This window comes from Desulforapulum autotrophicum HRM2, from assembly GCF_000020365.1.
In the GTDB taxonomy this organism is placed as follows: Bacteria; Desulfobacterota; Desulfobacteria; order Desulfobacterales; family Desulfobacteraceae; genus Desulforapulum; species Desulforapulum autotrophicum.
Genome location: NC_012108.1, coordinates 1226577 through 1252617, shown reverse-complemented (window position 1 = coordinate 1252617; position 26041 = coordinate 1226577). Strand labels below are relative to the sequence as shown.

Annotated in this window: 24 protein-coding genes; 14 read left to right on the top strand and 10 right to left on the bottom strand. The window is 49.9% G+C overall.

What is annotated here, in order from left to right; all coding sequences use genetic code 11:
• Positions 1-60 precede the first annotated feature (60 nt).
• From HRM2_RS24970 to pilM, 4 genes are read right to left on the bottom strand one after another with little or no spacing between them, the layout of a single operon-like run.
• Positions 61-717: a pilus assembly protein PilP gene (locus tag HRM2_RS24970; protein WP_015903003.1), complete on the bottom strand. Its 657-nt coding sequence runs from the start codon at positions 715-717 to the stop codon at positions 61-63.
• Positions 714-1358 (bottom strand): type IV pilus inner membrane component PilO, encoded by a 645-nt coding sequence (locus HRM2_RS05435; RefSeq protein ID WP_148214563.1) that lies wholly within the window; start codon positions 1356-1358, stop codon positions 714-716. The genes HRM2_RS24970 and HRM2_RS05435 overlap by 4 nt, the downstream gene beginning before the upstream one ends.
• Positions 1355-1936: a PilN domain-containing protein gene (locus HRM2_RS05430; RefSeq protein WP_015903001.1), complete on the bottom strand. Its 582-nt coding sequence runs from the start codon at positions 1934-1936 to the stop codon at positions 1355-1357. The genes HRM2_RS05435 and HRM2_RS05430 overlap by 4 nt, the downstream gene beginning before the upstream one ends.
• Complete coding sequence (gene pilM, locus HRM2_RS05425; protein WP_015903000.1) at positions 1933-2991, bottom strand: type IV pilus biogenesis protein PilM; 1059 nt, start codon at positions 2989-2991, stop codon at positions 1933-1935. Before pilM ends, HRM2_RS05430 begins: the two co-directional genes overlap by 4 nt.
• 218 nt (positions 2992-3209) lie before the next feature.
• Here pilM and HRM2_RS05420 point away from each other — a divergent pair, with 218 nt between their 5' ends.
• Positions 3210-4631: a sensor histidine kinase gene (locus HRM2_RS05420; RefSeq protein ID WP_015902999.1), complete on the top strand. Its 1422-nt coding sequence runs from the start codon at positions 3210-3212 to the stop codon at positions 4629-4631.
• Positions 4631-5998: a sigma-54-dependent transcriptional regulator gene (locus HRM2_RS05415; protein ID WP_015902998.1), complete on the top strand. Its 1368-nt coding sequence runs from the start codon at positions 4631-4633 to the stop codon at positions 5996-5998. The genes HRM2_RS05420 and HRM2_RS05415 overlap by 1 nt, the downstream gene beginning before the upstream one ends.
• 395 nt (positions 5999-6393) lie before the next feature.
• Here HRM2_RS05415 and HRM2_RS05405 read toward each other — a convergent pair whose 3' ends face one another.
• The 4 genes from HRM2_RS05405 to HRM2_RS05390 are packed head-to-tail and all read right to left on the bottom strand — an operon-like array spanning position 6394 to position 10778.
• Positions 6394-7074 carry a tetratricopeptide repeat protein gene (locus HRM2_RS05405; RefSeq protein ID WP_015902996.1) on the bottom strand — a complete coding sequence of 227 codons (681 nt, stop codon included), beginning with the start codon at positions 7072-7074 and terminating at the stop codon, positions 6394-6396.
• A 37-nt stretch (positions 7075-7111) separates the two neighbouring features.
• Positions 7112-7612, bottom strand: a complete 501-nt coding sequence (locus tag HRM2_RS05400) for an SH3 domain-containing protein (RefSeq protein WP_187149337.1) — start codon at positions 7610-7612, stop codon at positions 7112-7114.
• A gap of 11 nt (positions 7613-7623) precedes the next feature.
• Positions 7624-9795: a ferrous iron transport protein B gene (feoB, locus tag HRM2_RS05395; protein WP_015902994.1), complete on the bottom strand. Its 2172-nt coding sequence runs from the start codon at positions 9793-9795 to the stop codon at positions 7624-7626.
• Entirely contained in the window at positions 9792-10778 is a 987-nt protein-coding gene (locus HRM2_RS05390) for a FeoA domain-containing protein (RefSeq protein WP_015902993.1), read from the bottom strand. Before HRM2_RS05390 ends, feoB begins: the two co-directional genes overlap by 4 nt.
• A gap of 111 nt (positions 10779-10889) precedes the next feature.
• Between HRM2_RS05390 and HRM2_RS05385 the strand changes: the two genes are divergently transcribed.
• A complete protein-coding gene (locus tag HRM2_RS05385; RefSeq protein ID WP_015902992.1) occupies positions 10890-11942 on the top strand; it encodes a tRNA dihydrouridine synthase in 1053 nt (350 codons plus the stop codon).
• Positions 11943-12517: 575 nt separating this feature from the next.
• Here HRM2_RS05385 and HRM2_RS05375 read toward each other — a convergent pair.
• Positions 12518-13369, bottom strand: a complete 852-nt coding sequence (locus tag HRM2_RS05375; RefSeq protein ID WP_015902991.1) for an amidohydrolase family protein — start codon at positions 13367-13369, stop codon at positions 12518-12520.
• A gap of 143 nt (positions 13370-13512) precedes the next feature.
• Between HRM2_RS05375 and HRM2_RS05370 the strand changes: the two genes are divergently transcribed.
• From HRM2_RS05370 to HRM2_RS05345, 6 genes are all read left to right on the top strand, one after another.
• Positions 13513-14178 carry a precorrin-2 dehydrogenase/sirohydrochlorin ferrochelatase family protein gene (locus HRM2_RS05370; RefSeq protein WP_015902990.1) on the top strand — a complete coding sequence of 222 codons (666 nt, stop codon included), beginning with the start codon at positions 13513-13515 and terminating at the stop codon, positions 14176-14178.
• Positions 14175-15011, top strand: a complete 837-nt coding sequence (gene ccsB, locus HRM2_RS05365) for a c-type cytochrome biogenesis protein CcsB (RefSeq protein WP_041273067.1) — start codon at positions 14175-14177, stop codon at positions 15009-15011. The genes HRM2_RS05370 and ccsB overlap by 4 nt, the downstream gene beginning before the upstream one ends.
• 102 nt (positions 15012-15113) lie before the next feature.
• Positions 15114-16400, top strand: coding sequence for a glutamyl-tRNA reductase (gene hemA, locus HRM2_RS05360; RefSeq protein ID WP_015902988.1), 1287 nt, complete (start codon positions 15114-15116; stop codon positions 16398-16400).
• Positions 16401-16531: 131 nt separating this feature from the next.
• Entirely contained in the window at positions 16532-16894 is a 363-nt protein-coding gene (dksA, locus tag HRM2_RS05355; protein ID WP_015902987.1) for an RNA polymerase-binding protein DksA, read from the top strand.
• Between the two features lie 13 nt (positions 16895-16907).
• Positions 16908-18470: a ribonuclease III gene (gene rnc, locus HRM2_RS05350; protein ID WP_015902986.1), complete on the top strand. Its 1563-nt coding sequence runs from the start codon at positions 16908-16910 to the stop codon at positions 18468-18470.
• Positions 18471-18479: 9 nt separating this feature from the next.
• The gene (locus tag HRM2_RS05345) at positions 18480-19553 is read left to right on the top strand and encodes an elongator complex protein 3 (protein WP_049770404.1); all 1074 of its coding nucleotides are present in this window, start codon (positions 18480-18482) and stop codon (positions 19551-19553) included.
• Here the strand turns inward: HRM2_RS05345 and HRM2_RS05340 are convergent.
• A complete protein-coding gene (locus tag HRM2_RS05340) occupies positions 19535-21931 on the bottom strand; it encodes a penicillin-binding protein 1A (RefSeq protein ID WP_015902984.1) in 2397 nt (798 codons plus the stop codon). The two genes, HRM2_RS05345 and HRM2_RS05340, sit on opposite strands and share 19 nt — an antisense overlap.
• Before the next feature lie 165 nt (positions 21932-22096).
• Between HRM2_RS05340 and hisI the strand changes: the two genes are divergently transcribed.
• From hisI to era, 5 genes are read left to right on the top strand one after another with little or no spacing between them, the layout of a single operon-like run.
• Positions 22097-22474: a phosphoribosyl-AMP cyclohydrolase gene (gene hisI / locus HRM2_RS05335; protein ID WP_015902983.1), complete on the top strand. Its 378-nt coding sequence runs from the start codon at positions 22097-22099 to the stop codon at positions 22472-22474.
• Positions 22471-23346, top strand: a complete 876-nt coding sequence (gene hisG, locus HRM2_RS05330; RefSeq protein WP_015902982.1) for an ATP phosphoribosyltransferase — start codon at positions 22471-22473, stop codon at positions 23344-23346. Before hisI ends, hisG begins: the two co-directional genes overlap by 4 nt.
• 26 nt (positions 23347-23372) lie before the next feature.
• Positions 23373-24530: a pyridoxal phosphate-dependent aminotransferase gene (locus HRM2_RS05325; RefSeq protein WP_041273671.1), complete on the top strand. Its 1158-nt coding sequence runs from the start codon at positions 23373-23375 to the stop codon at positions 24528-24530.
• A complete protein-coding gene (yihA, locus tag HRM2_RS05320; RefSeq protein WP_015902980.1) occupies positions 24527-25111 on the top strand; it encodes a ribosome biogenesis GTP-binding protein YihA/YsxC in 585 nt (194 codons plus the stop codon). The genes HRM2_RS05325 and yihA overlap by 4 nt, the downstream gene beginning before the upstream one ends.
• Before the next feature lie 26 nt (positions 25112-25137).
• Complete coding sequence (gene era, locus HRM2_RS05315; RefSeq protein WP_015902979.1) at positions 25138-26040, top strand: GTPase Era; 903 nt, start codon at positions 25138-25140, stop codon at positions 26038-26040.
• The last annotated feature ends 1 nt before the right edge of the window (position 26041 follow it).

Sequence of the window (26041 nt, the reverse complement as noted above, 5' to 3'; positions counted from 1 at the left end):
GCAGACCCCTTTTCCCACAAACCTTGACAATTTGATCGCTATCACCGGATGAGACATATATTAACCCTCATTCAACTGTTTATGAAGTTTCATTTCCTTGATACGAAGAACAGCCTTACCCCTGAAGTCTTTAACCATCTCCCTGATCACAATCCTGTCTTGCAGTATCTGCTCCACTGCGCCACCGTCCTTGCCAATATACGTACCGATTTTTATCACATATCCCTTGCCGGACGCCTCTTCCACCATGGCAACTTTCCCGGATTCAGCCAGCACAACGGCAACCAGACGGATCTGGCTCAAATCAAATTTTTCAAGGGGGGTGAGCTCCCGGGTCGGTTTTTTCTGTCCCTCATCCGCTGGAATCGCCGGTTTGGCCTGGGTCTCGATCAGGGGTCTGAAAGGATCAATCTTGCCTGTTGAAGAGTAAAGCGCCAAATGAAACGGGGCAGAAAGGGAGGGACCTTGTTCGGGTGTCGGCTCTGACGGTAAAACTGGGGTAGAAACTGATTCCTCCTTTGAAATGGCCGGTTTATCGTTGACCGTCGGCAAAGGCGGTTCCTGGGGGATCTTGACCGAAATAACCGTTGGTCGTGACTCAACCTTCTGCCGGGGCGGGTCCTGACATGCGGTCAGACCCAGGGCAACCAGACACATTGCCACCACAGGGAACGACACCGTTGTTATTTTAATCCATGCATGCATGAGGTCTCTCATTTTTTCTTCTTCTTTTTATTTTTATCGTCTTCCTTTTTTTCCACAAACATATAGGTGACGGCATTGCAGGACGCTTCAAGGTCGTCCGATTTGTTTTGGGACGTCATGGTGATGTTATCAATGTTCACGATTCTATAAAGCCTTGCCACCTGGTCAAAAAAAGCGGCAATCTCATGGTATCCCCCCTGGACCTTGATGGACACAGGGATCTCAGCATAGAACTCTTTATCAACCTGGCCCTTGGGTTGAAACAAGAGAAACTCCAGCCCGGCATCACTGCCGGAGCTTGATATTCCGGTCAACAGCGAAGGGATCTCTTTTTTATCCGGCAACGCCTTCATGGCAAGGTTGAACCGGGCCTGGGCATCGGCCATCTTTTTTTCATATTTCTCAAGGGTCGCAGCCTTTTGCCTGTAGGTAACAAGGGTTCTTTTCAGGGAAGCAAGCTTGTTTTCAAGTTTTTCCATGCGTTCCTGCTTGGGCATATAGATAAAATAGACATAACCCCCTATAACGAGAACAATGGTAATCAAACACACAAGAATTCTCTGAACCATTGAGAGGTCCCCGATTTTTTCAAAAATCGGGGCGGTCTTTTTACCGATTTTAGCGCCCAGGCTCTCCTTGTTTTTATTTTTCATTTTTTCACTGTATTCTTCGTTTCTGGGTTCTTCTGAACCGTTTTGTTGCAAAGCAACTCAAACTCCTTCATCTGGAGGGTCTTATCAATCACTTTCATCTTGATATTTTTCAAATCAACACCCGAAAACAGCGGAGAAGCTTCGATGCGGGTCATAAAGTCTGCAACGGTCTTGTTGTCATAGGCGATCCCCTTCAGTGTCACAGTGGGATCTTGTGTTTTAATGCTGGTGATCCACATTTGTTCAGGAACCACAAGACTGGTCATGGCATCCAGAAGGGTAACTGGTTCCCATCTTCTCGCCTCAAGGGTCTTAACAATCTGAAATTTTTGTTCAAGAACGGCCAGATTTTTCATTATTTGGGTAACCCTGCCTGCCTTTTCCTTGTACAGGGTAATCTGGGAATTTACATCGCTGATATCACCCTCGATCCGGTCCATTCGTTGATTCATCTGAATGGTAAAATAAATCAGGGCAAGGATGAAAAAAGCAAGGGTCAGAAAAAACATGGAAACCTGTTGCCGGATATTTTCTTTACGCCGTGCGGCCCTGAAGGGTAATAGATTTATCCGTATCATTTATCATCCACCCTTCTTAGGGCAAGGCCAAGGGCAATGGGAGCAAGGGGGGCCATTTGATCGAGAAACTTGCCCGGAAAAACATCGCCATTGATGATCAGGCCTGAAAAAGGGTTAAGCATGGAAATATCCGTGGGAATCTCATGGGCAAGGGCTTCTGAAAAACCCTTTAAAAAACTTCCTCCACCGCAAAGCACCAGCCGATCAATATCGCCCTCATTGGATTTGGACTGAAAGGTGTTCACAACATTTGCGATTTCAGAACACCATTTTTCGATCCCCCCGGAGCAGATATCATCAACATCTTTTCCCAGTGTCCCGGTTTTTTCCCGACCTGAGGCCACGGTTTCCGCAACCTCCTGGGTACACCCAGTGGCAGTCATGATCTCCTCCAGAATATGTGCAGTTCCAAAAGAGCCCTCCCGCATCATAAGGGAAACATTGCCCCTTAAAATATTAAGTGATGTTTTTGAATACCCCACATCAACCAGCATGGTCACATCCTCTGGGCCTCCGGTGTCAGCGGTCTCATAGATATTCTGAAGGGCAAAGGTGTCAACATCAATGATACAGGGGTTCAATCCGGCCCTGCGGGTAAGCTCCATGTATGAGGCGACCAAATCTTTCTTTACCGCCACCAGAAGAACGTTCATCTGGTCTGGGGAAAAGGCACTGGTTCCAAGAATTTGAAAATCAATATTTACATCTTCAATGTCGTAGGGGATATACTGTTCCGCCTCAAAGCGGATGGAATCCTGAAGCACCTTTTCTGATACAGTCGGCAGACTGATGGTCTTTATAACCACGGAGTAACCGCCCGTTGATATGGCGATATTCTTTTCTTTAATTCTGTGGGTCTTGAAAAGCGCACGAATAGCCTCGGCAACCCCTTCAACATCATGAATCACGCCCTCGACAATTGCTCCCGGGTCGATCCTGGTGATGCCAAATTTCTTGAGGACAGGGCCTTTTGAGCTTTCCCTGATTTCAGCGACTTTTACCAGGGAAGACCCGATATCGAGCCCCACAAGATGATCTCGTTTTCTAAAAAGCATAGCCTCTTTTCTGTCGACCCTAAAAAGCCACTTTTAAAACAACCGGCCTTACAGGCAAAAACGACAGACCACATTTTGGTTGATAACCACAGTTATTACTACTATACTCAGACCCCTATAAAGTATCTGATAATAGAGTTAAGTCAAGTACAATCATTGATCAAATAAAAAAAAAATACGATGCAACTGATTTTTCTGCAAACAAACGGAGTAATTTAATGACGTTCGAAACAAATATCAAGGAGCGAAGACCCTTCAGGCTGGTCAAATACTTTACATTCACAAGCCTTGTTGTCATGTTTGCTGCCACCATAATCATCTCAGCCATAAACACCCACTGGGTAAGGACCATTCTACAGCAGAAGAGTGAGGAGTATGCCCAGCTTCTTGTGGAAAATCTCAACCATCAGGTTTTTTTACAGTTCATCATTCCTGTGGTCCTTAAATACGGGCAGATCAAATTAAGGGAAGAGGTACAGTACAAACGCATGGACCAGGTAGTAAAAACAACCCTGCACAGCTTTAACGTGGAAATGGTCAACCTTTACGACATGAACAACATTATTTCCTACAGTTTTGATACCTCCCGTATAGGAACAAAGAATGCCGGAGGCTCAGGGTATGACAATGCCGTCAAAAACATTTCTAGTTCCCGTCTCCTGCAACATGGATCGCCTCTGGAACTTTTTTTCGGCGTTCCAGCCGAGACCAAAATCGTAACTTTTGCCCCCCTGAAGGCTGAAAAACCCCTTTCCTCTATTTCTGGGCCTATCCTCGGGGTCGTTGAAATTGTCCAGGACATTTCCAAAGACTATAAAAAGATATTTCGAATGCAGATCCTGGTCACCATCACCTGCTGCATTGTCATGGGGTCCCTCTTTATCGTGCTTATCTTTGTGGTCAGACAGGGGGAAAACATCATTGACAGGCGTAACCAGGAACAGCTGAAACTTGAGGAAAAACTCAGGCGGGCAGAGCATCTTTCCGCCATTGGGGAGATGACCGCAGGGGTTTCCCATGAAATCCGAAACCCCCTTGGCATTATCAAGAGTTCGGCGGAACTTTTAAAGAAAAAAATGGAAAAACTTGGTACATCGACCACCATTGTGGATATCATCGTGGAAGAGTCCCTGCGCCTCAACAATATTATCAAGGATTTTCTGGATTATGCGCGTCCCAGGAACCCGGATCTCCATCCGTGCAGAATCAAAGAAGTTCTTGAGAAAAACATCGCTGCCATCGAGCCACTTATCCAGGAAAAATGCCTTGAAATTGAAACAAGATTCAACGACAATATCCCCAAAATCATGGCCGATGCACCCATGCTCTACCAGGCCTTTTTAAATGTCCTCCTCAATGCCATCCAGGCCATGGATGACGGAGGCAGGATCATCATCAGTGTGTTTGCAGACAACAGTAACATTATCATCCTGTTTGAGGACGAGGGAAAGGGGATCAGCGAAGAGGCGTTGAAAAAGATATGGAATCCCTTTTTCACCACAAAGGATATGGGCACGGGGCTTGGACTCGGCATCGTTAAAAACATCATTGAATCCCACGACGGCGAGATAGATATTTCAAACAGGGCGTCCATGGGTGTTCAGGTGGAAATTGTAATACCGGCAAAGGAGAGTTCATAATGGAAAAGATTCTAATCGTTGATGATGAAAAAAACTACCCCACCATCCTGGGAGAAGTTCTAAAGGAAGAAGGCTATACCCCTGTCACCGCATCAAGTGCCCTCATGGCCTTGGATATTCTCAACGACGATTGCATTGACCTTGTGCTGTCCGACGTCAATATGCCTGGAATGGACGGAATCGAGCTTCTGGAAAAAATCAAGGAGATCACCCCCAATACGCCTGTCATCGTAATGACGGCCTATGGTAGCGTTGAAAAGGCCGTTGATGCCATGCACAAGGGCGCCTACACCTATATTCTAAAGCCCTTTGAAAACGACACTTTAGTTGCCCACATCGCAAAGGCCATTTCCATTCAGAAGATTGTCCAGGAGAACTGTACCCTGAGGGATGCTGTAACCTCGGCCTACAGTTTTGGCAAAATCATCGGCAAGAGTAAACCCATGCAGGATTTGTATGAAATCATCACAAAGACAGCCCCGACCAGGGCCAATATTCTCATCCAGGGAGAGAGCGGCACGGGAAAGGAACTGGTGGCAAAATCCATTCACTACAACAGCCCCAGAAAAGCCAAGCCCCTCATTGCCGTCAACTCCTCAGCCTTTGCCGAATCCCTGTTGGAAAGCGAGCTGTTCGGCCATGAAAAAGGGGCGTTTACCGGAGCCGCTGCCATGCGCAAGGGTCGATTCGAAATGGCAGACCAGGGCACCCTGTTCCTCGATGAAATCGGCGAACTGCCCATGGGCATCCAGGTAAAACTGCTCAGGGTACTCCAGGAACGAACATTTGAAAGGGTCGGAGGCAATACTCCCATTGTAGTGGACTTCCGATTGATCGCTGCAACCAACAAAGACCTTGAACACGAGGTTAAGAAGGGTCGTTTCCGGGAGGACCTTTTTTACCGGCTCAACGTGGTAAAGGCAGAGATACCTCCCCTAAGGGAACGACAGGAGGATATCCCTTTGCTGATCAGTCATTTTATTGAACGGTACGGCAATGAACGCAAATCCGCCAGGCCGGTTCTGGGGGTAAACCATGATGCGGCCCAGCTCTTTTTTGACTACCCATGGCCCGGCAACGTAAGGGAACTTGAAAATGCCATTGAACGGGCCGTTATTCTATCTTCAGGCGACTACATCACAGCGGCCGACCTTCCTGCAAAGATGAGGCAGGCCATGTCACCCCCCCTTCATCTGGATGGAATTCCCGAGAATGCCGGGCTGTCCGAAACCCTTACCGCTGTGGAAAAACGAATGATTCAGCGGGCAATGATGCTCACGGACAATGTACAGACAAGGGCGGCAAAATTGCTGGGCATCGGCAAAAGCGGCCTGAATCAAAAACTCAAAAAATATGGGCTGGGATAAAGACAGCAAAAGAAATGAGTTCAAAATAATGAACCTGGCAAGAAAACGCCCAGACCCCTGTGGGATGGATCTGAAGAGCATTTTTACACCCGACAGAACAAAAACAACGACCCCATCGGTTCAAAATATTGAACTTTACGGTCCCCTGCCAAAGCCGTCACCTGGAAAAGAAAAACGGTTTTAAAATAATTTGTTGATCAAAAGGACTGTTTGCAAAGAGTTTCAGGCTTACAACAAAAAAAGATAGCAAAAATAAAACGTGTTGGCAGGAGATTTGCATTTATTTAAATCCAAGGTTAACGAAGTTTAGCCTTCATCTTTTTCCTCCTTTTCTTAAAAAGGCTGCCCTTGGAAACTTTTTTCAAAGGCAGCCTTTTTAAGTTTTAAAAAGAAAACTACAACTGATGAATTCTTGCCTTGGCCATGGGTGCGTACATGGAATCGCCATGCTCGTTAACAATTTTCTGGAACAGCTGCTGGCTTTCCGCTGTATCCCCCCTGTCTGCCAGAAGCAGTCCAAGATTAAACAGGGCCTCTCCCTTTAACAGGGTCGTTTTGGTTTTAATAATCTTCCTGAAATAGGTTTCAGCCTCAGCTTTTTTTCCAAGGAATAGACAGGTACGCCCCAGGGAGCCAAACAAAAGGTTCTCCATGGCCGGATCCGCCTTAAACTCATTGAGTGCGCCAAGATACATGTCATGGGCCTCTTCAAATTTTCCGGCGTCAAATGCGATCTTTGCAAACCGCACCCTGGCCTGGGACGACGCAGCGGTATTGGGATAGGAGGATATAAACTCGGCAACATCCGCCTTTACCGCCTCATACCCCTTTACCGGATCAGTATCACTGTACCGGGAGAGAACCTGGGCCAGGAACTCGGAAGCCTTGTCCTCTGAACGATGAATACTGTACAGGGTCCCTGAAAAAATGGCCGCAATAGCCACAATCGCCCCTATTCCCAGGGCTATCTGTTTTTTGTAACGGGTTGTTGCATTGGCCCATTTCTGAAGAGCCTCCAAAAAGGGATCCGGCTGCCCAAGCTCTTTTTTACGTGCATTTGATATTTTATCGACCATTTTTTCCTCTCATTCAACGTCTATGGATTATCTGCAATTACCACACCAGGGGCTTGTATATCCATCCCCTGTCACCATCACCATGCTCCACCTCAAGCCAGTCAGACTGTTGCTTAAGAACCTTAAATGGAACACCCCTTTCTACTGTAAAGACAATTGGATGTACGGGACCGGGCCCCGATCGAACATTACAATTGCTCTTGACCGTTATGACCGATGGCGCATCTCCCACCAGGGAACCGTGTATCCATCCCATATCCCCTTCAAAGTCCTTGAACTTCAACCAGCTGTCTTTTTTCTCCACAATCAAAATCGGATAATAGGTCTCGACCTGCCACAGGGTTTCATAGTTGGTCCCCGGGCCCGATCGGACATTGGCAATCTTTGAGGTGATACAACGTCGTTCCTGTGCCCATGCACCCTGACAAAACCATGCACCCATACAAAAAAAGATCGCCACACACAGGGTTATGTCACGGCACAGCCCTGTATTTCGTTTACCCATTGCCCTGCCGGACCTGCCTGTCAATGCATACAAAAAATACCTCCTTATCCAAAGCCCAGTAATTTTCCCCCCTGGTATACCAGAAACGAGAAACTCCATGCAACGGATGTTGTATAAAAAAGAGAAAAACATGCCCACCCCCCTGAAGTCTCTTTCCAGATGGCTGAGACCGTTGCAATACAGGGGACATAAAGAAGAACAAAAACCATTATAGAAAGGGCCGAAAGGGATGTCATGCCCGAGGCATGGAGGGCATGATCAAGGGCGTCGGTTTGACCGTCCCCGACCCCATATAAAACGCCCATGGTGGAGACCACCACCTCCTTTGCCACAAGGCCGGTGACAAGGGCCACCCCGGCACGCCAGTCAATGCCGATGGGTGAAAACACCGGGGCAAGCATTCGGCCAAAACGACCGATGAGAGAATTTTCCACAAGGGCCTTGTCCCTTTGTTTTTCAAGGGTTTCCAACCTTGAATCAACCGCCTGGACAAGATCTTTACGAGCCTGGGTTTCAGGCTGGGCCATGATTTGTGACCGTTCAAGGGTCACTGGGGCAGCAGCCCGGATATACTGGTCCACAACAGCCTGGTCCCTGGGAAAGGTGGAAAGGGCCCAGATGATGATCGAGCCCACAAGAATCACCCCTCCCATTTTCCTTAAAAACATCTTGCTTCTATCCCACATATGGATCATCAGACTCTTGAACATGGGCACCCGATAGGGCGGAAGCTCCATGACAAAAGGGGCATCCTCTCCCTTGAGAAGGGTTGACCGAAACAGTCGGCCTGACACAATGGCAACCACAATACCCGTGGCATAAAGTCCAAAAATCACCGTCCCGGCCCTTTGCGCAAAGAACGAGCCCGCCAGGACGATATAAACTGGAAGCCTTGCCGAACAGGACATGAACGGCGTGATCAAAATGGTGAGAATGCGGTCCTTTCTGTTCTCCAAGGCCCTTGTTGCCATAATAGCGGGCACGCTGCACCCAAACCCCATGAGCATGGGAATAAAAGATTTTCCATGGAGCCCCACGGTATGCATGATCCTGTCCATTAGAAAGGCAGTTCTAGCCATGTAACCGGTGTCTTCAAAAAGGGCAATGCAGAAAAAAAGAATCAAAATATTGGGCAAAAAGACAATGACACTGCCGATACCTGCTACAATCCCGTTCAGGACCAAATCCCGGAACAGCCCAGAAGGAAGAAAAGAGTCAAGCAGGTACGAAAAAAGGCCCACACCTGAATCGATCCACTCCATGGGGTAGACCCCAAGACTGAAGGTCATCTGAAACATGGCCCAGATAAAAAAAATGAAGATGGGAAACCCGAGAAATCGGTTGGTCAACACCCGATCAATGCTCCTTGAAATATCGGCCCGCTTTCTCGCTGACACCGTGACCACGGCCCTGACAATGCCTGCAATGAATCCGTATCGCTCGTCGGTAAGAACGATCTCAGGATCATCCTGGAACCGCTCTTCAATCTGGGCACGCCCGCGTTTTGCAACATCAAGGACCTCGCGGGCAGCCTGTGTTGCCATAGCGGCAAGGTTTCCCTTGACCACGCCGTCATTTTCCAGCAGCTTGATGGCGGTCCACCTCCCCGGCCAATTGTCCAGGTCAAGCCCCCCCCTGTCCATGGCTGCCTCAATTTCCCGGATAAGGGTTTCGATCTCCCGGTTGTAGGTTACCTTTCGACCGGATTTACCCCCTGATGCGGCCTGGGCCTCCTTGATGGCCGTCTCAACGAGCAGGTTCGTGCCCTGGTCCCGGTTACCAACGGTGAAAATCACCGGCAGGTTTAACAGGGTCGATAACTTAGCAGCATTGATGGAAAGCCCCTTGGATTTTGCCAGATCAGCCATGTTCAGCACAAAGACCACAGGTCTATCAAGCTCCATGATCTGCATGGCAAGGTAGAGGCTGCGCTCAAGATTTGCCGCATCAATGATGTTAACCACCACATCGGGCTTTTCATTGAGGATAAAATCCCTTGCAACAATCTCCTCCAGGGAAAAGGGAGTCAGACTATAGGTGCCCGGCAGATCCACGAATTTAAGATCAAGCCCTTTGTGTTTGACCACACCCTCTTTTTTTTCCACCGTCACCCCGGGCCAGTTGCCGACCTTTTGCCGGGCGCCGGTGAGATTGTTGAATATGGTGGTTTTGCCGCAGTTGGGGTTTCCAGCCAGGGCGATTGTAAGCTGATTCATGGATTTTTCACCGTTTTAACCCCTTCAACACTGATTTGGGCCGCCTCCTCCACACGCATGGAGACATGGTAGCCCTTGACGATCAATTCAATGGGGTCCTTAAGGGGCGCGTACTTTTCAACATACACCGTTGCACCCCGGTTGATACCCATCTCAAGGATTCTCCTTCTCAACCGGGTCTCGCCTGCCACCCTGACAACCACCCCTTCCTGGCCCTGGCGCATCCGGCTCAGGGGGATAATCTCCTGGGGTGCTTGAACGGTTCCTGAATCCCCCCGGCCCTGGAACGCCAGGGACGGGTGCCGATCTGAACCGCGCTCGACCATCACCTTCTGGGCAAGGCCCTGACCAATGACAAATCGACTCTCCCCAAGGGCGATGACCAACTGCCCCCCGGCCTGGGTGGAGACCACCTCAATAGTATCTCCTATCCTGAGACCCATGGAGATAAGGCGCATCTGTGCGTTCTTCCCCCCCTCAAACCCCTTGATCACGAGGAACTCGCCTTGCTTTGTTCGGGAAAGAGGCACAAGGAGAGACCGTTTTTCCAGACAGTCGGCACAAATGCCGTAAATCTCCATCTTGTGCTGGAGCATATGAAAACCATAGGCTGCGGCAAGGTTCACCTGCTGACGTTCCAGGGCCTCATCCCGGAACTCTATGATGGTACCGCACTTGGTGCATACCATGTGATCATGGTGAAAACCCAGATGACGGTGCTCATACCGGGGTGGCCCGTCGTCGAATTTAAGCTTCTGGGCAAATCCAAAGCGGCACAAAAGCTCCATGGTTTCGGCAAGAAACCCCGCACCCAGGGAAATCCCCTCGTGTTCGAGCCTTGCTGAAATATCCCGGCAGGTTTCATGGTTCTCACTCTTCAGAAAAGACTCTAAAACCTGAAACCGTTTATCCAGTTCATCCACTCCTTCCTGGGCCAGAAGCTTCCGAAACTGTTTTTTCTCTTGTTCATGCCTCTCATTCATAATAATATTCCTGTTTTAAAATAACAGATTAAATTATTACACACATGATGAGATGTCAACCAGAACCAGGAACAATGGGGATAGAATTCAAATCCGCCCATAGGGAATAAGATGAAAGAAAAACAACAAAACAACGGGGCCGGATATGAAACCTGCCCCCCGGGGATAGCCCAGGGGATCACCATCGGAAAAAAAGCGGTCAGCAACCGCCTCTTTCTTGCCCCCATGGCAGGCCTTGGCCATGTGGCCTTCAGGGAACTTGTGGCAGAATTCGGCGGGTACGGCCTGCTGTTCACCGGCATGTGCAGCGCAAAAGCCCTTCCCCATGAAAACCCGGCCACCTCACCGGTGTTTAAATGGCGTAAGCAGGAACTTGCCACCCTTGTCTGCCAGATCTTTGGCCCGGATCCCCAGTCCATGGCTGCGGCAGCACAACGGATTGAAGCCGAAGGCTTTTTCGGGGTTGACCTCAACTTTGGATGCTCGGTTGCGGCCATCTGCAAACGCGGATGCGGGGCCGAAATCTTAAAAACTCCGGATCTTGCCGTGGAGATCCTTGCCCGGGTAAGGGCCTCGGTCTCCATCCCGGTTTTTGTAAAATTCCGAACGGGCTGGATTAATGATCCCAGGCCTGCAATCGATCTGGCAAAACGGTTTGAAGACAACGGGGCTGACGCCCTGGTATTCCACCCCAGGGTTGCCCCGGACCGGCGGTCAAGGCCCCCCAGGTGGGAGCAGATCTCCCTTATAAAAGAGGCTGTCACCATTCCCGTGTTCGGCAACGGCAATGTCTTTGACGCCAATGACCTGTCAACCGTGGTCAAACAGACTGGCTGTGACGGCATCGCCATCGGCCGCATGGCCGTGTCAAGGCCATGGATCTTTGCCCAGTGGACCAAGGGGTTCACACCGACCATTGGCACCTACCACCACACGGCCATCAGGATGACCGAACTTCTGGCCAAACACCATGGCGAGCGGTTTGCAGTTAAACTCTACAAAAAATTTATCCCTTATTTTTCGGCAAGTTTCCGCTTCGGCCACAGCATCTGCAAGGAGTTGCTCAAGGCAGACACCATGGACGAGTTGAGAGACAACATTAACGGGGTGTTTGAACGGGACCCTGAAATCATTGCCCGGCCCAACCTCAACCTTTTCCTATAACCGGCACGGCCGGAACGAGGTATGGCTCCGGCCTCAACGAATTTTTAAACACCTTTATTGACAATGCTTTGGTGAGTGTTTCATATAAAAAAAAAAGAAGCAATGAGCCTGTGTGATGGCGGGTTGAGATTACATGGACTTCCAGGAAACCCCCACCGGACCCGTCCATGGACTGCTCCGAGGGAAATGGTAGCTCTTCCAGCGTCCTGCTGACCGCTGCCATTTAATCCGCAAGGACAATACCCGTTCCCGCCCGCCTCTGGTGTCGAGTTTCTATTTTCATTGTGCCAACCGGGACATGGCCGCTATATTGATTGTGGGGATGACAGTCGATGACCGTTTGCTGAACATTGAGAAACAAAGGGGATCAGATTTTCGGGCAAGGAAAACCCAATGGGCCGCAAACTGTCTGAGGGAGCAAAGCGACCGAGTTTTTGCGGCTTGGGTTTGCCTTGTTCGAAAATCCCCCGACTTTCTTGGTTCAGCAAACGGTCATCGACTGACATCTGACGTAAGAATAGAGCCACATCAGCGAATAAGATGCTGGCGGCGGTAATGAAAATTCAGCCCTGGCATTATTGCGGAGTCAGGTTTAAAAGCCTTGCAGCGTTTCCGCCGAGCACACGCGCTTTTTCAACATCCAGAACGCCGGACCTGTCAAGGTCTTTAAAGTAGCGGGCAGGTTTGAGCAACGGATAGTCGCTGCCAAAGAGCACCTGGTCCATGACACCTGCAGCAAGGGCCACCCGGTACACGGAGGAATCATACAGGAACGGGGATGCTGCCGTATCGTACCAGATATTTTTAAGCACATTCTTGGTCTCTTTTTTCATGAGATTGTAAAAAAGAATACCCCCCCCCCAGTGGGCAAGAATAATGTTGTTTTCGGGAAACCGCAGGGCAAGGGCATAAATCTGCTCCAGGGTCACGGGCGTCTTTCCCGGATAGTTATGGCCCACTGGCTCATTGGTATGAACCATCACCGGCAGGTTGCCTCTTTTCATGCAGATTTCCATGATCGGCTCAAGGCCGTCAAGGGCGGCCGCGTCAATACCGGACAGGTAAAAGGCAAGCTCCCCCACCCCGGAGAGTCCCGCATCAAGGCAGCGCTCCGTCTCCTTTGCCGCACCCTCAAACGAAAGATCAAAACAGGCAAACCCCCTCAATCGGTCAGGATATTTGAGTGTGGACTCAATAATATAGTCATTATTTCGACGAACAAGATCTGGATCCGCCCATGGAAATCCAAAAACCACGGAAAGATCAACCCCCTGCTCATCCATGGTGGAGATCAACGTCTCGACACCGACCAGCTTGGATTTTGGAGAGCCATACAGCAGGTTAAATGCAGGTTCCATTGTGCAGCATTGCTCACGCCCGGAACAAATATTTTCTGGAAAAATATGAGTGTGACAATCAACAATCATTTTAACGCCTCCCCTTTGTCCCCATTTTATATTGGGGGTCAGATCCATCAATCAGGACCATAAAAAAGTAGATATTGATAAAATAATCATCTTTACATATAATACCTTTTTTTTGCAAACAAGGAATTATTGGACTCTAACAGATGAAATATTACCCAGTGGGCCTGAACATTCAAGATCGAAACTGCCTTGTTGTGGGCGGTGGCAGGGTGGGGGCCAGAAAGGCAGAAACCCTTGCCCGTTGCCGGGCCAGGGTCAAGGTGGTGAGTCCCTGTTTTGATGAAACCCTCTGGAACCACCTGGTTTCCACGGTTGAACTTGTCAAAAGGGAGTACCTTCCTCAGGATCTCAAGGGAATGTTTCTCGTGGTCGGCGCAACCGACAACAGGCAACTCAACAAGACCATCGGCAAGCAGGCCAGACAGGCGGGGATTCTTTTCAACGGGGCAGACCTGCCGGAACTGAGCGATTTCATTGTGCCAGCCGTTGTGAAAAGAGGAGATCTCACCATTGCCGTGTCCACTTCGGGCAATAGTCCGGCCTTTGCAAAAAAAATCAAACACCAGCTTGAAGGCCGGTTTGGCCCTGAATATGAACGATTTCTCTCCCTGATGGGCAAAATCAGGCAGAACCTCCTTGCCCGGGAACACGCCCCGGGCAGCCACAAAAAGATATTCAAACAGCTGATTGACAGCCAACTGCTCGATCGCATGAGGGAAAATGACCAGGAGGCAATCGAGCGTTTGGTCGTGGATATCCTTGGCAACCGACACGGGGTTGAAACTCTTTTCCAGGAAAAAAACAAATGACACTTAACATCTGCCAAAAAGTTTTGCTCTTCATTGCAACAGGGGCCTATTTTTTGAGCGCAACGGGTTACATCCTCTATCTCTTTATCCAGAAAGACCGATTCCAGCACACCGCCTTCGGGCTGGTCTGTTCCGGTGCTCTCTTCCACGTCCTGGCAATAGGCCTTGCCACCTTTATCATGGGCACCCTGCCCGTTTATGACCTTCACCAGAACCTGTCCATTGCAGCCCTTGCACTTGCGCTTTCGTTTATTGTGCTCAGATTCAGGTTCAACCTCAAAATCCTCGGCATCTTCACAACCCCCCTGGTTCTCACCATGATGATTGCAGCCCTTTTCAGCCCTGAGGTCAAGCCTGAGGCAGATTCAATCCTCAGGGGGTTCTGGCTCATCTCCCACATCCTGTTGATTTTTACCGGTGAGGCAGCCCTTGCCCTTGCCTGTGGCGCAGCCCTTCTCTATCTTGTCCAGGAAAGGGCCATCAAGCTCAAACGACGTGGATTTTTCTACAAACGACTACCCTCCCTGGACCTGCTGGATTCCACCAGTTACTCATGCCTGATCACAGGGTTCACCATGCTCACCATGGGGCTTATAATGGGACTGGTCTACGCCAAGTCGGTGTGGGGCCGATTCTGGGATTGGGACCCCAAGGAAATCTGGTCTGCCGTGGCCTGGCTTGTGTATGCAGCCATTCTCCACGGCCGGCTCACATCCGGGTGGCAGGGAAGACGATCGGCCATCATGACCATTGTGGGATTTGCCGTTCTTGTCTTTACCTTTCTTGGCGTAAACCTATTGATCGGTGGTCACCACCAGATTTTCACCAAATAACCGACATGACCGGAGCGTGGTATCTGCTCTGGCCACAAAAAACAATGAAACACCTCTGTTTGCAATGCTTCGATGGAAGTTTCATATAAAATTAGGAACACAATGCCAGAAATCATTCTCATTGGACTGAACCACAAAACAGCACCTGTCTCCCTCAGGGAATGTCTCTCCTTTCCACCAGAACAGACCCTGGACGCCCTTGAAACGCTCCTGGCAACGGTGCCGGTCAAAGAGGCCCTGATTTTCTCCACCTGCAACCGCATGGAAATTCTTTTTGTCCCCGGGAACGAAACAGCCACAGACCAGGTTGTCCAGTTTCTATCCGATTATAAGGCATTGCCCATCCAGGAGTTTGAGCCTTCCCTTTACACATACCGGAACGACGATGCGGTAAAACACCTTTTCAGGGTAGCAGCAAGCCTTGATTCCATGATAGTGGGGGAACCCCAGATCCTGGGTCAAATCAAAAAAGCCTATAGAAAAGCCATTGCCAACAAGGCCTCAGGCACCATCCTCAACCGCCTCATGCACAAGGCGTTCAGCGTTGCTAAACGGGTGAGAAAAGAGACAGGCATAGGCGACAATGCCGTTTCCATAAGCTACGCCGCAGTCGAGCTTGCCAACAAGATTTTCAGCGACCTTGACCGGAGAAGCGTCATGCTCATGGGCGCAGGAGAGATGGCCGAGCTTGCCGTGGAGCACCTTATTTCAAACGGGGTGAAACAGATAATCGTGGCAAACAGAACCTTTGCCAATGCAGTCTGTCTGGCCCAGAGGTTCCAGGGGCAGGCCATTAAATTCGAAGAGATGGAAACCTTTCTGTGTGATGTGGATATCATCATCAGCTCCACCGGTGCAACCCAGCATGTCCTGACAAAACAGCAGGTAAAAAAAGCCATGGCCCAGCGGAAAAACCGCCCCCTCTTTTGCATCGACATTGCCGTTCCAAGGGACCTTGATCCCGGCATCAACCAGATCAACAACGCCTACCTCTACGACATTGACGACCTCCAGAACCTTGTCAACGACAACCTCGAAGAGAGATCCCGGGAGGCGGTCAAGGGAGAGAGACTGGTGGAAGAGGCAGTGGTTAAATTTCGTTGGTGGCTCGACAGCCTTGCAGTTGTGCCCACCATCAAGGATCTGAAACGAAAACTTGAATCCATTGCAGACAAAGAAGCGGAGAAGACCATCACAAAACTGGGTCCACTTGCACCGGAACAGATCGATGCAATAAAACGACTGACAAGATCTGTGGCACGCAAAATTATGCACGACCCCATCCTCTTTTTAAAAAATACGGGGGAACACAGAAACGACGCCCATTATTTGAGTGTAGCCCGGCATCTTTTCAACCTGGACCCTGGGTTTGAAGATAACGACCGATGATTTTAACGCTTTACATACAAAATCTTTCGGCGTATAAATATCAATTTAAAACTTGACCAGAGATTTGAACAAATTGAATTCAACTGGCTTAGTTTGATCAGCGAAAAAACGCCTAAGCAAAGGACAAAAAAATGAAAGACAACGACCTTATTTTTTTTAAGAATCTTTTGGCTGACCGACTCAACGACCTGCTTTCCCATGCCGACGATACGGTAACCGGTATGACCGTTCCCAAAGAAAACTTCGCCGATCCCACGGACAGGGCATCCCATGAGGCCAACCGGAACTTTGAGCTCAGGATAAGAGACAGGGAGCACAAACTGATCAAAAAAGTAAAGAAAGCTTTGAAACGAATTGAAGACGGGACATTTGGTATGTGCGAAACCTGCGGGGAAGACATCTCCATTGCAAGACTCAAGGCAAGACCCGTCACAACCCAGTGCATCGATTGTAAAACAAGGGAAGAAGTCCTTGAAAAAGCCCTCGGCATTTAACAGGAACTGTTAATTGATAGATCTTCACATCCACTCAACTGCATCAGACGGCACCCTTTCTCCCCTGGAGATAGTAAAAACAGCAGTAGATTCAGCCATCAACGCCATTGCAATAACAGACCACGACACCACCGACGGTGTTCGTGAGATCATTGAAGCGGGGGTTCCCCAAACCCTTGAGTTGATAACCGGTATCGAGATAAGCGCCACACCACCGCCGGGGTTTGAAATCAACGGCAGTCTTCATATCCTGGGGTACGGCATAAGCATCTACGACAGAACCCTCATCCAGACACTCGAACAACTCAAAAAGGCAAGGGCCAACCGAAATCCGAAAATCATCCAGCGACTTAACCAGCTCGGGTTCGAACTTACCCTTGAAGAGGTAGAGCAGATCAGCGGTCCGGGGCAGACAGGTCGCCCCCACATTGCCCAGGCCATGGTCAAAAAAGGATTTGTCGACTCGTTTGACCAGGCTTTTGACCGATTCCTTGCCAAAGGCAAACCCGCCCATGTGGACAAGGAACGGTTAAGCTGCCAGGCGGCCATCGACCTGATTCTCGGGGCTGGAGGACTTCCTGTACTTGCCCATCCAGGTCTGATCGACCCAGGTGAAAACAGATCCGTTAAACCCCTTATCACGGCACTTGCAGACATGGGACTGAGGGGCATTGAGGTATACTACACGGACCATTCAGAAAAACAGACAGACTATTTTGCCACCCTTGCCACCCAAAAGAACCTTTTTCCCACAGGCGGTTCAGACTTCCACGGTGCCATGAAACAGGGAACCACCATGGGCCAGGGGAAAGGCAACCTTTACGTTGCCGACGACATCTATCGTACCCTGGCCAGGGAAGTAGAAGCCCTGCAGGATGCCAACCCCAGACTTGAAATACTTGAAAAAAACCTTGGCCACACATTCGCCAACAGGGAGCTTCTGGAAAACGCCCTGCGCCACAGCTCCTATGTCAACGAACTCCAGGCAAATCAGGTTCCCGACAACCAGCGCCTTGAATTCATGGGCGATGCCGTCCTGGGGCTCACCATCGGCCAGATCCTCATGGAGGAGCACCCTGGAATGAACGAGGGAAGCCTTTCAAAGGCAAGGGCTGCACTGGTAAGCGAGCCGGCCCTTGCGTCCATGGCGCGCCAGATTGATCTTGGTCGCTTTATTCGGCTGGGAAAAGGAGAAAGACTCTCCAGGGGTTCTGAGAAAAATTCGATTCTTGCCGATGCCTTTGAGGCTGTCATGGCAGCCATCTATCTTGACTGCGGGTTCAAGCAAACCTGTGCCCTTGTAAAAGAGCAGTTCATCTCCCAGATCAAACTGATCAACTCGGCACCGGAAATCGAAGATTTCAAGAGTATGCTTCAGGAGTTTGTCCAGGAAAAAGGCAACACGCCTCCCTGTTACACCATCCACAGAGAATTTGGACCCGACCATGATAAAACCTTTTCCATTTGCGTGAAGGCGTGCGACATTGAATCCATGGGATCTGGAAAGAGCAAAAAGGCGGCCGAACAGCATGCGGCCCAGAATGCCCTGAAAAGTCTTAAAAAACTGAGCCGATAAGGCATGTTCATGCCGACAGCAAAGCCCCTTGTCGTTCCCATCTTTATTCCCCACCAGGGATGCCCCCATAAATGTGCCTTCTGCGATCAGTCGATCATCACAAGTGAACGACGAGCACTGCCCCATGAAACGCAGATACGCCAACAGGTTGAGACCTGGCTTGGATACAGGGGAGACAGGCGTTCAGTAGAGCTTGCCTTTTTCGGTGGAAATTTTTTAGGGCTTACCCCTCATGAAACAAGGACCCTGCTCCAGATCACACAGCAGCTGATCCTTGAAAAAAAAATCCACTCCGTCCGCTGCTCAACCCGACCGGACACTATCCATGAACAGAGCCTGGACATGGCAAGTCAATTCACCCTTGACACAGTGGAGATAGGGGTTCAGTCCATGGATGACCAGGTGCTTTTAAAGGCGAACAGGGGGCACACTGCCCAGGACACCATAAGGGCGGCAAAGCTCCTTGACGATTACAAGATTAACAAAGGAATGCAGATGATGGTCGGCCTTCCCGGCGACACCCCTGATAAGGCCATTGAAACGGCCAGGGTAATCGCTGATCTTAAACCTGCCTTTGTACGGATCTATCCCCTCCTGGTGCTGAAGAACAGCCTTGTTCACCATTGGTACGCCCGGGGCGAGTACACCCCCATGGCCCTTGACGATTGCGTAACCCTTGTGGCGTTCCTCCATGAAATCTTTGAGGACAAAAAAATTCCCGTAATCCGCATGGGACTCCAGACATCGGATCTTCTCCAGGACAGCGATGTAATGGTGGCCGGTCCATGGCACCCGGCCTTTGGCCATCTGGTCTTTTCCAGACGCATGCTCAACCGTGCCATTGAAATGCTCGACCAGATCACAGACTTAAAACACGGCCCCACCGAAAAAAGCACCATCATCCTCAAGGTCCATCCGGTTACAGAATCACAACTCAGGGGCGACAAAAACCATAACCTGAAAATCCTCAGGGCCCGCTACACCAAGGCCGAAATAGAAATAGCGGCAGACCCTCTGGTTACCCCTGGTCGACTTGTTGTGAATCGTCCCGGACGGTGTAGCCCTCAGATTCCAAATTTGTAAAGATCGTCGGTATCTGTTGCTATCCCTGGTTCTGGTGTTTTCATGGTGGGAGCGGTTCCGTCCTTAAAGCATTCAAACAGCGTCTCCTGGGATGCGCCACTGGGCAAAAGTCCTGTCTTTGCATCTATCTTCACAAAAACAATGCCCTCGGGAACATTAAAGGTACGAACCGGACGCCCCTCAAGGGCTCCTTTCATATATCCCAGCCAGATGGGACTTGCTGCCCTGGAACCGGTTTCTCCATTTCCAAGGGATCGTTCATTGTCAAACCCCACCCACACACCCGTGGTGTACCTTGGGGTATATCCCATGAACCAGGCATCGTGTAAATTATTTGTCGTTCCTGTCTTACCTGCGGCAGGGCGGTCTAAAGCCTTTACCCGCCAGCCTGTCCCCGACTTTACAACGCTCTCCAGCATACTGGTCATCATGTAGGCCGTGGTCATGTCCATGATCTTTTCCCGCTTGAGCTCCGAAGATTCAATCACCTTGCCGAACCGGTCTTCGATCCGCGTAATAAACACCGGGTCAATCCTGTAACCCAGGTTGGAAAAAACCGAATAAACATTGACAAGTTCCACAAGGGACATGCCCGAAGAACCCAGGGAAATTGACAAATCCCGGTTGATTTTGGCCGTAACCCCAAGCTTTCTGGCGTAGTTAATCACATAATCAATGCCGATGTCCTGGAGAATCTTTACAGTGACCACATTTCGAGATTTTATCAGGGCCTCACGCATCAAGGTCGGACCATAGAACTTCTCCTTGTAGTTGTGGGGCTTCCACACAAAATTACGGGTATGATCCTTAAAGACAACGGGGCTGTCGATGATGACGGTTGCCGGGGTATACCCCTTGTCAAGGGCTGCGGCAAAGATCACCGGCTTAAAAGCACTTCCCGGCTGGCGCCTGGACTGGATGGCTCGATTGAACTGGCTGTCCAGATAATCCCTGCCCCCGATCATGGCCTTGACCTGACCGGTTTCGGCCTCAATGCTCAAAAGAGCAGCCTCAACAAGGGGCGTCTGCTCCAGGGTGAAACGAAGGGCCTTTTTCTCCCCCGGTGAAACAGCTTTAACCAGCACGACATCCCCTGTATCAAACACCTTTTTCGGCGAATCCACCTTGTCCGCCCAATAGGCCTTCTCCACGTCGGGATGCCTTGCCCAGGTAATATCCTCCGCGGGAATAACACCCGTGACGTTACCCACCCGAACCACAGCTTCCCTGTCGTTCACTGCCGTGACAACTGCCTGGTAAACAACCCCCGGCTCCACAGAATCAACGTCCATGGTTGTGGCCACTTGTGCACAAAAGGCCTCGACCTCAAGGCCTGCAAGGTGCTTGACCACTCCCCGATACCCCTGACGGCGGTCAAGTTCCCTTACCCCCTTGACCACCTCTTGACGGGCAATTTTCTGCAACTCGATGTTCACGGCCGTGTAAATCTTCAAACCCTGGGTATAAAGGACGTCCCTGCCGTATTTTTCCTCCACATAACGCCTGACATGCTCTGTGTAGCAGGGAACCCGTTCAATAAACCAGTTTTTCCTGGGTTTAATGTCAAGAACAGTATTGATGGCGTCCGTAGCCTCAAGGTTAGTAATGTAACCATCCGCCTTCATGCGATTGAGCACATAAATCTGCCGCTGGCGGGCAAGCTCGGGATTACGGAACGGGGAGTAGCGACTCGGGGCCTGGGGCAAACCGGCAAGCAGGGAACACTCGGCAAGGTTCATCTCCCGTGCATGTTTCCCAAAGTAGTTTTCACTGGCCGCCTCCACCCCATAGGCCCCATGGCCAAGATAAATTTGATTCAGATAAAGGTAGAGGATTTCATCCTTGGTAAAGGTCTGATCAATGCGATAGGCAAGAATGGCCTCCTTGAGCTTACGCTCATAGGTCCTGGCCGGTGTCAGAAAAAAAGATTTGGTCACCTGCTGGGTGATGGTGCTCCCCCCCTGGACAATGGCACCGGCTTTCAGGTTTTTTACAAAGGCCCTGAAGATACTGAGCAGATCAATCCCGGGATGCTCCCTGAACCTTGAATCTTCAGCTGCAACAACGGCATTCTTCAGATTATCGGGCATTTCTGACAGGGGAATAACGATCCGTCGCTCATTGTAAAATTCACCGATCTTCCTGCCGTCGTCTGAAAACACACTGGTAACAATGGGAGGGGTATAATCCTTGAGGGAAATGATCTTTGGCAGATCACGGCTGATATAGAAATAGAGTCCTGAGAGTCCTGCTGCTGCAATGATTCCAGAGCCACAGAAGAATACCAGGGTCCATTTTAAAAGGGTGAAGGCGACCCCCCTCTCTGTTTTCTTTTCCCGGCGCTTTAAAATCTGAGCCTTGCTTTTCTTTTTTGTCATGCCAACCTGTTGATAATTTAAATTATGCGTACCATTTACAGACTGCACCTTATTAACAGATAACCCCGTTCAAGGCAAGCCTGGACTGAAAAACTGTTTGACATCCCCCAGATAAAAGGATAAGTATCTAAGTTTTAAAATAATTTAGAAGGGGGCACCTCCATAATGGTTGAACTTGACTTTAACAAAACAGGCGGTCTGATTCCTGCCATTGCCCAGGATCATGAAACCGGCGAGGTACTCATGCTTGCTTACATGAATGAAGCTGCCTGGAACAAAACCCTTGAATCAGGCATGGCAACCTACTTTTCCAGATCAAGGCAATCCCTCTGGAAAAAAGGAGAAACCTCGGGCCATGTGCAGGTTGTCAAGGAGATCAGAATTGACTGCGACAACGATACCGTACTTCTCAAGGTTGAACAAAAGGGCGGCGCCGCCTGCCACCTGGGATACAAAAGCTGCTTTTTCAGAAGAGTGGTGAAGGGCGATGACCCCGTAATTATGGAACAACAAATATTTGACCCAAAAAAGGTATACAAATGAAAAAACTATTAAAACTTGGCATCCCTAAGGGAAGCCTTCAGGATGCCACGATCGCCCTTTTCAAGCGATCCGGCTGGAAAATAAACGTTAACGGACGAAGCTATTTCCCGGACATTAATGACGAAGATATTGAATGTGCCCTGTGCCGGGCCCAGGAGATGTCCATCAATGTGGAGAGCGGCGTGATTGACGCAGGCCTCACCGGCAAGGACTGGATCGCCGAGCACCAATCCGACGTCCATGTGGTCTCAGACCTCATCTACTCCAAGGTGAGTGCTAAACCGGCAAGGTGGGTCGTTGCCGTTGCAGGTGATTCGCCCATGAACACCCTTGAGGACCTCCAGGGAAAAACCATCTCAACCGAACTTGTTCAGTTTACCCGCCGCTTCTTTAAGGAACGCAACATCGACGTGAACGTTAAATTCTCCTGGGGAGCCACAGAGGCCAAAATCGTATCAGGCCTTGCCGATGCCATTGTGGAGATCACCGAGACCGAAAGTACCATCCGTGCCCACAACCTCAAGGTGATCCACGAAATCATGCAGACGAACACCCAGCTCATTGCCAACAGGGCTGCATGGGAAATCCCGGCTAAGCGGGAAAAAATTGAGCAGATCGCCCTTCTCCTCCAGAGCGCCCTTGTGGCGGGTAGACTGGTCGGTATCAAGATGAATGTTCCCGAAACCGTTATCGAAAAAATCGTCTCCCTTTTACCCAGCCTCAACGCCCCAACCGTTGCATCACTGTACAAATCCACCTGGTTTTCCGTTGAGACCATTGTTGACCAGAGCATGGTCCGAGATCTGATCCCTGTCCTGATTAAAGAGGGAGCCGAAGGCATCATCGAATACCCCCTGAACAAGGTGCTTTAATGAAAACGCCCCCTCCTTTAAAAAGAATGCGTCCGGCAAAAAGGACCCAGGAGATCACTCCCTTTATTGTCATGGAGATCCTTGAACGAATCCATGAAATGGAGGCCGTGGGCATTGACGTGATTCATCTTGAAATCGGAGAACCTGACTTTGAGATTCCCAAATGTGTCAAGACAGCCACAATGGAAGGGTTTGAATGCAACCAGACCGGCTACACCCACAGCCTTGGTGATATCCGGCTCAGACGGGCCATTACAGCATACTATTTTAAAAACTACGGGGTTGAAATTGACCCGGAACAGATCCTGGTGACTTCGGGAACCTCCCCTGCCATGATGCTCCTTTTTTCAGCCCTTGTGGATCCTGGTGATGAAATCATCATCTCAGATCCCCACTACGCCTGCTATCCTAACTTCATCCGTTTTGCCCAGGGCATTCCCATTACCGTGCCTGTGTTTGAAGACCAGGGGTTTCACTACACCCCGGAAGCCATTGAGGCAAAGATAACAGATCGGACAAAGGGAATCATGATCAATTCGCCGTCCAACCCCACGGGAATTGTCATGCCCCAGGAACGGATGAAGGAAATCAAGGAACTTGCCCAGTCCTACGGCATCCCCCTGATCTCCGACGAAATATACCACGGCCTGGTCTACGGAGAAAGGGCACCGTCAATCCTGGAATTCACCCGGGACGCCTTTGTGTTTAACGGATTTTCAAAACTTTTTGCCATGACCGGACTGCGCCTTGGCTACATCATTTCACCCAAAACGTTCATGCGCCCCCTCCAGGTTCTCCAGCAAAATTTCTTTATTTCGGCCAACTCACTCATGCAGATTGCAGGAGCAGCCGCCCTTGAAGGGGCTGAAGCTGAGACACAGATCATGCGCGAAACCTATGACCGGCGCCGCAGATACATGATTGACCGACTCAAGAAAATGGGCCTTGGCATTACCAATGAGCCCACCGGCGCCTTTTATGTGTTTGCCAATGCAAAGAAGTTTTCCACAGACTCCTACGCCCTTTCCCTTGATATTCTTGACAAGGCCCATGTGGGAGTGACACCGGGAATCGCCTTTGGAAAAAACGGTGAAGGCTATCTGAGATTTTCCTACGCCAACGCCATGGAAAACCTTGAAAAGGGCTTGAACAGACTGGAACAGTACTTTAGGTCAAAAATATGATCATCAAAGATGTCGAATTTATCAAAAGCGCCACAAAACCCAGCGAATACACTGAACCGCTGTTTCTGGAGGTTGCCTTTGCAGGCCGCTCAAACGTTGGGAAATCGTCGCTCATCAACACTTTGATCAACCGAAAAAGCCTTGTCAAGACAAGCTCCAAACCCGGCTGCACCCAGCTCATCAACTTCTTTCTTCTCAATGGAAATTTATCGCTTGTGGATCTTCCGGGATATGGCTATGCAAAGGTCTCCAAAAAAATAAGGGCACAGTGGGGACCGATGATCGAACGGTATCTCACCGTCCGGGAAACCCTGAGGGCCATAGTCCTTTTAATCGACATGCGCCGGGAACCCCAGCGAGAGGAGCTGGATCTCATCAACTGGTTTACAGCCCACGCCATCCCATACCGCATTGTTTTAACCAAGGCGGATAAACTGTCAAAGACAAAACAGCAGAAAAACATCAGCGCCATTGCCAAAGGCCTTGGCATGGAGCAGGATAGGCTCATTGCCTTTTCCTCAAAAACAAGGCTGGGTAGGGACAGGCTCTGGCAAGAGCTTGACACCATGCTGAACCCTTAATCGCTGTATTCAGGAAAAAAGACCCTATGATTAAAGACACACCCCAGGAGACTGATTTTAAAGCCGGTTTCATCGCCATTGTCGGTGCACCCAATGCCGGAAAATCAACCCTTCTCAACACCGTCCTCGGACAAAAAATCTCCATCACAAGCAAAAAACCCCAGACCACCAGGGACAGAATTCTCGGCGTGGTTGAAAGACCCGGGGCCCAGATCATCTTTGTGGACACCCCCGGCATCCACAGGGCCCATTCCCTGCTCAATAAAAAAATTGTGGACCAGGCCCTTTCCGCCGTGGACGATGTGGATGCCGTCCTTCTAATGATCGATGTAACCTCCAAGGACACCGAGTCAGAAGCCTTGATTATTGAACAGCTTCAAAAAAGGAACAAGGCAGTTGTCCTGGCCCTGAACAAAATCGACCTGGTCAAGAGCAATGAGATCCTTCCCCTTATTGCCCGGTACGCATCCCTGCACGAATTCAAGGCAGTGATCCCGGTTTCAGCCAAGACCGGTGATCAAACGGAAAAACTCCTTGCTGAGGTTCAACGTTGCCTGCCTCCTGGCCAAAGGTTATTTCCCAAGGACACCCTTACCGATGTTTCCCAACGTTTCATTGCCGGCGAGATGATTCGGGAAAAGGTGTTCCGGCTGACAGGAATGGAGATTCCTTATTCCATTGCCGTAACCGTTGACGCATTCAAGGAAACACCCAGGCTCACCGAGATCCACGCCACCATCCATGTGGACCGGGATTCACAAAAAGGGATCATAATCGGCAAAGGCGGACAGATGCTCAAACAGATCGGAGCCAAGGCTCGCATGGACATCCAGCGCATGACCGGAACAAAGGTGATGCTCAAACTCTTTGTCAGGGTCACAAAAAACTGGAGCCGGGACGAACGAATCATGAAGGAATTCGGGTATTAGG

Bases quoted from the DNA above. Each gene is read 5' to 3' on its own strand.
- HRM2_RS24970 (WP_015903003.1), bottom strand. From the start codon at position 717: ATGAGAGACCTCATGCATGCATGGATTAAAATAACAACGGTGTCGTTC.
- era (WP_015902979.1), top strand. From the start codon at position 25,138: ATGATTAAAGACACACCCCAGGAGACTGATTTTAAAGCCGGTTTCATC.
- hisI (WP_015902983.1), top strand. From the start codon at position 22,097: ATGGTTGAACTTGACTTTAACAAAACAGGCGGTCTGATTCCTGCCATT.
- HRM2_RS05385 (WP_015902992.1), top strand. From the start codon at position 10,890: ATGAAAGAAAAACAACAAAACAACGGGGCCGGATATGAAACCTGCCCC.
- feoB (WP_015902994.1), bottom strand. From the start codon at position 9,795: ATGAATCAGCTTACAATCGCCCTGGCTGGAAACCCCAACTGCGGCAAA.
- yihA (WP_015902980.1), top strand. From the start codon at position 24,527: ATGATCATCAAAGATGTCGAATTTATCAAAAGCGCCACAAAACCCAGC.
- hisG (WP_015902982.1), top strand. From the start codon at position 22,471: ATGAAAAAACTATTAAAACTTGGCATCCCTAAGGGAAGCCTTCAGGAT.
- HRM2_RS05415 (WP_015902998.1), top strand. From the start codon at position 4,631: ATGGAAAAGATTCTAATCGTTGATGATGAAAAAAACTACCCCACCATC.
- ccsB (WP_041273067.1), top strand. From the start codon at position 14,175: ATGACACTTAACATCTGCCAAAAAGTTTTGCTCTTCATTGCAACAGGG.
- HRM2_RS05325 (WP_041273671.1), top strand. From the start codon at position 23,373: ATGCGTCCGGCAAAAAGGACCCAGGAGATCACTCCCTTTATTGTCATG.
- pilM (WP_015903000.1), bottom strand. From the start codon at position 2,991: ATGCTTTTTAGAAAACGAGATCATCTTGTGGGGCTCGATATCGGGTCT.
- dksA (WP_015902987.1), top strand. From the start codon at position 16,532: ATGAAAGACAACGACCTTATTTTTTTTAAGAATCTTTTGGCTGACCGA.
- HRM2_RS05370 (WP_015902990.1), top strand. From the start codon at position 13,513: ATGAAATATTACCCAGTGGGCCTGAACATTCAAGATCGAAACTGCCTT.
- HRM2_RS05430 (WP_015903001.1), bottom strand. From the start codon at position 1,936: ATGATACGGATAAATCTATTACCCTTCAGGGCCGCACGGCGTAAAGAA.
- HRM2_RS05345 (WP_049770404.1), top strand. From the start codon at position 18,480: ATGCCGACAGCAAAGCCCCTTGTCGTTCCCATCTTTATTCCCCACCAG.
- HRM2_RS05420 (WP_015902999.1), top strand. From the start codon at position 3,210: ATGACGTTCGAAACAAATATCAAGGAGCGAAGACCCTTCAGGCTGGTC.
- hemA (WP_015902988.1), top strand. From the start codon at position 15,114: ATGCCAGAAATCATTCTCATTGGACTGAACCACAAAACAGCACCTGTC.
- HRM2_RS05390 (WP_015902993.1), bottom strand. From the start codon at position 10,778: ATGAATGAGAGGCATGAACAAGAGAAAAAACAGTTTCGGAAGCTTCTG.
- HRM2_RS05405 (WP_015902996.1), bottom strand. From the start codon at position 7,074: ATGGTCGATAAAATATCAAATGCACGTAAAAAAGAGCTTGGGCAGCCG.
- HRM2_RS05435 (WP_148214563.1), bottom strand. From the start codon at position 1,358: ATGAAAAATAAAAACAAGGAGAGCCTGGGCGCTAAAATCGGTAAAAAG.
- HRM2_RS05340 (WP_015902984.1), bottom strand. From the start codon at position 21,931: ATGACAAAAAAGAAAAGCAAGGCTCAGATTTTAAAGCGCCGGGAAAAG.
- HRM2_RS05375 (WP_015902991.1), bottom strand. From the start codon at position 13,369: ATGATTGTTGATTGTCACACTCATATTTTTCCAGAAAATATTTGTTCC.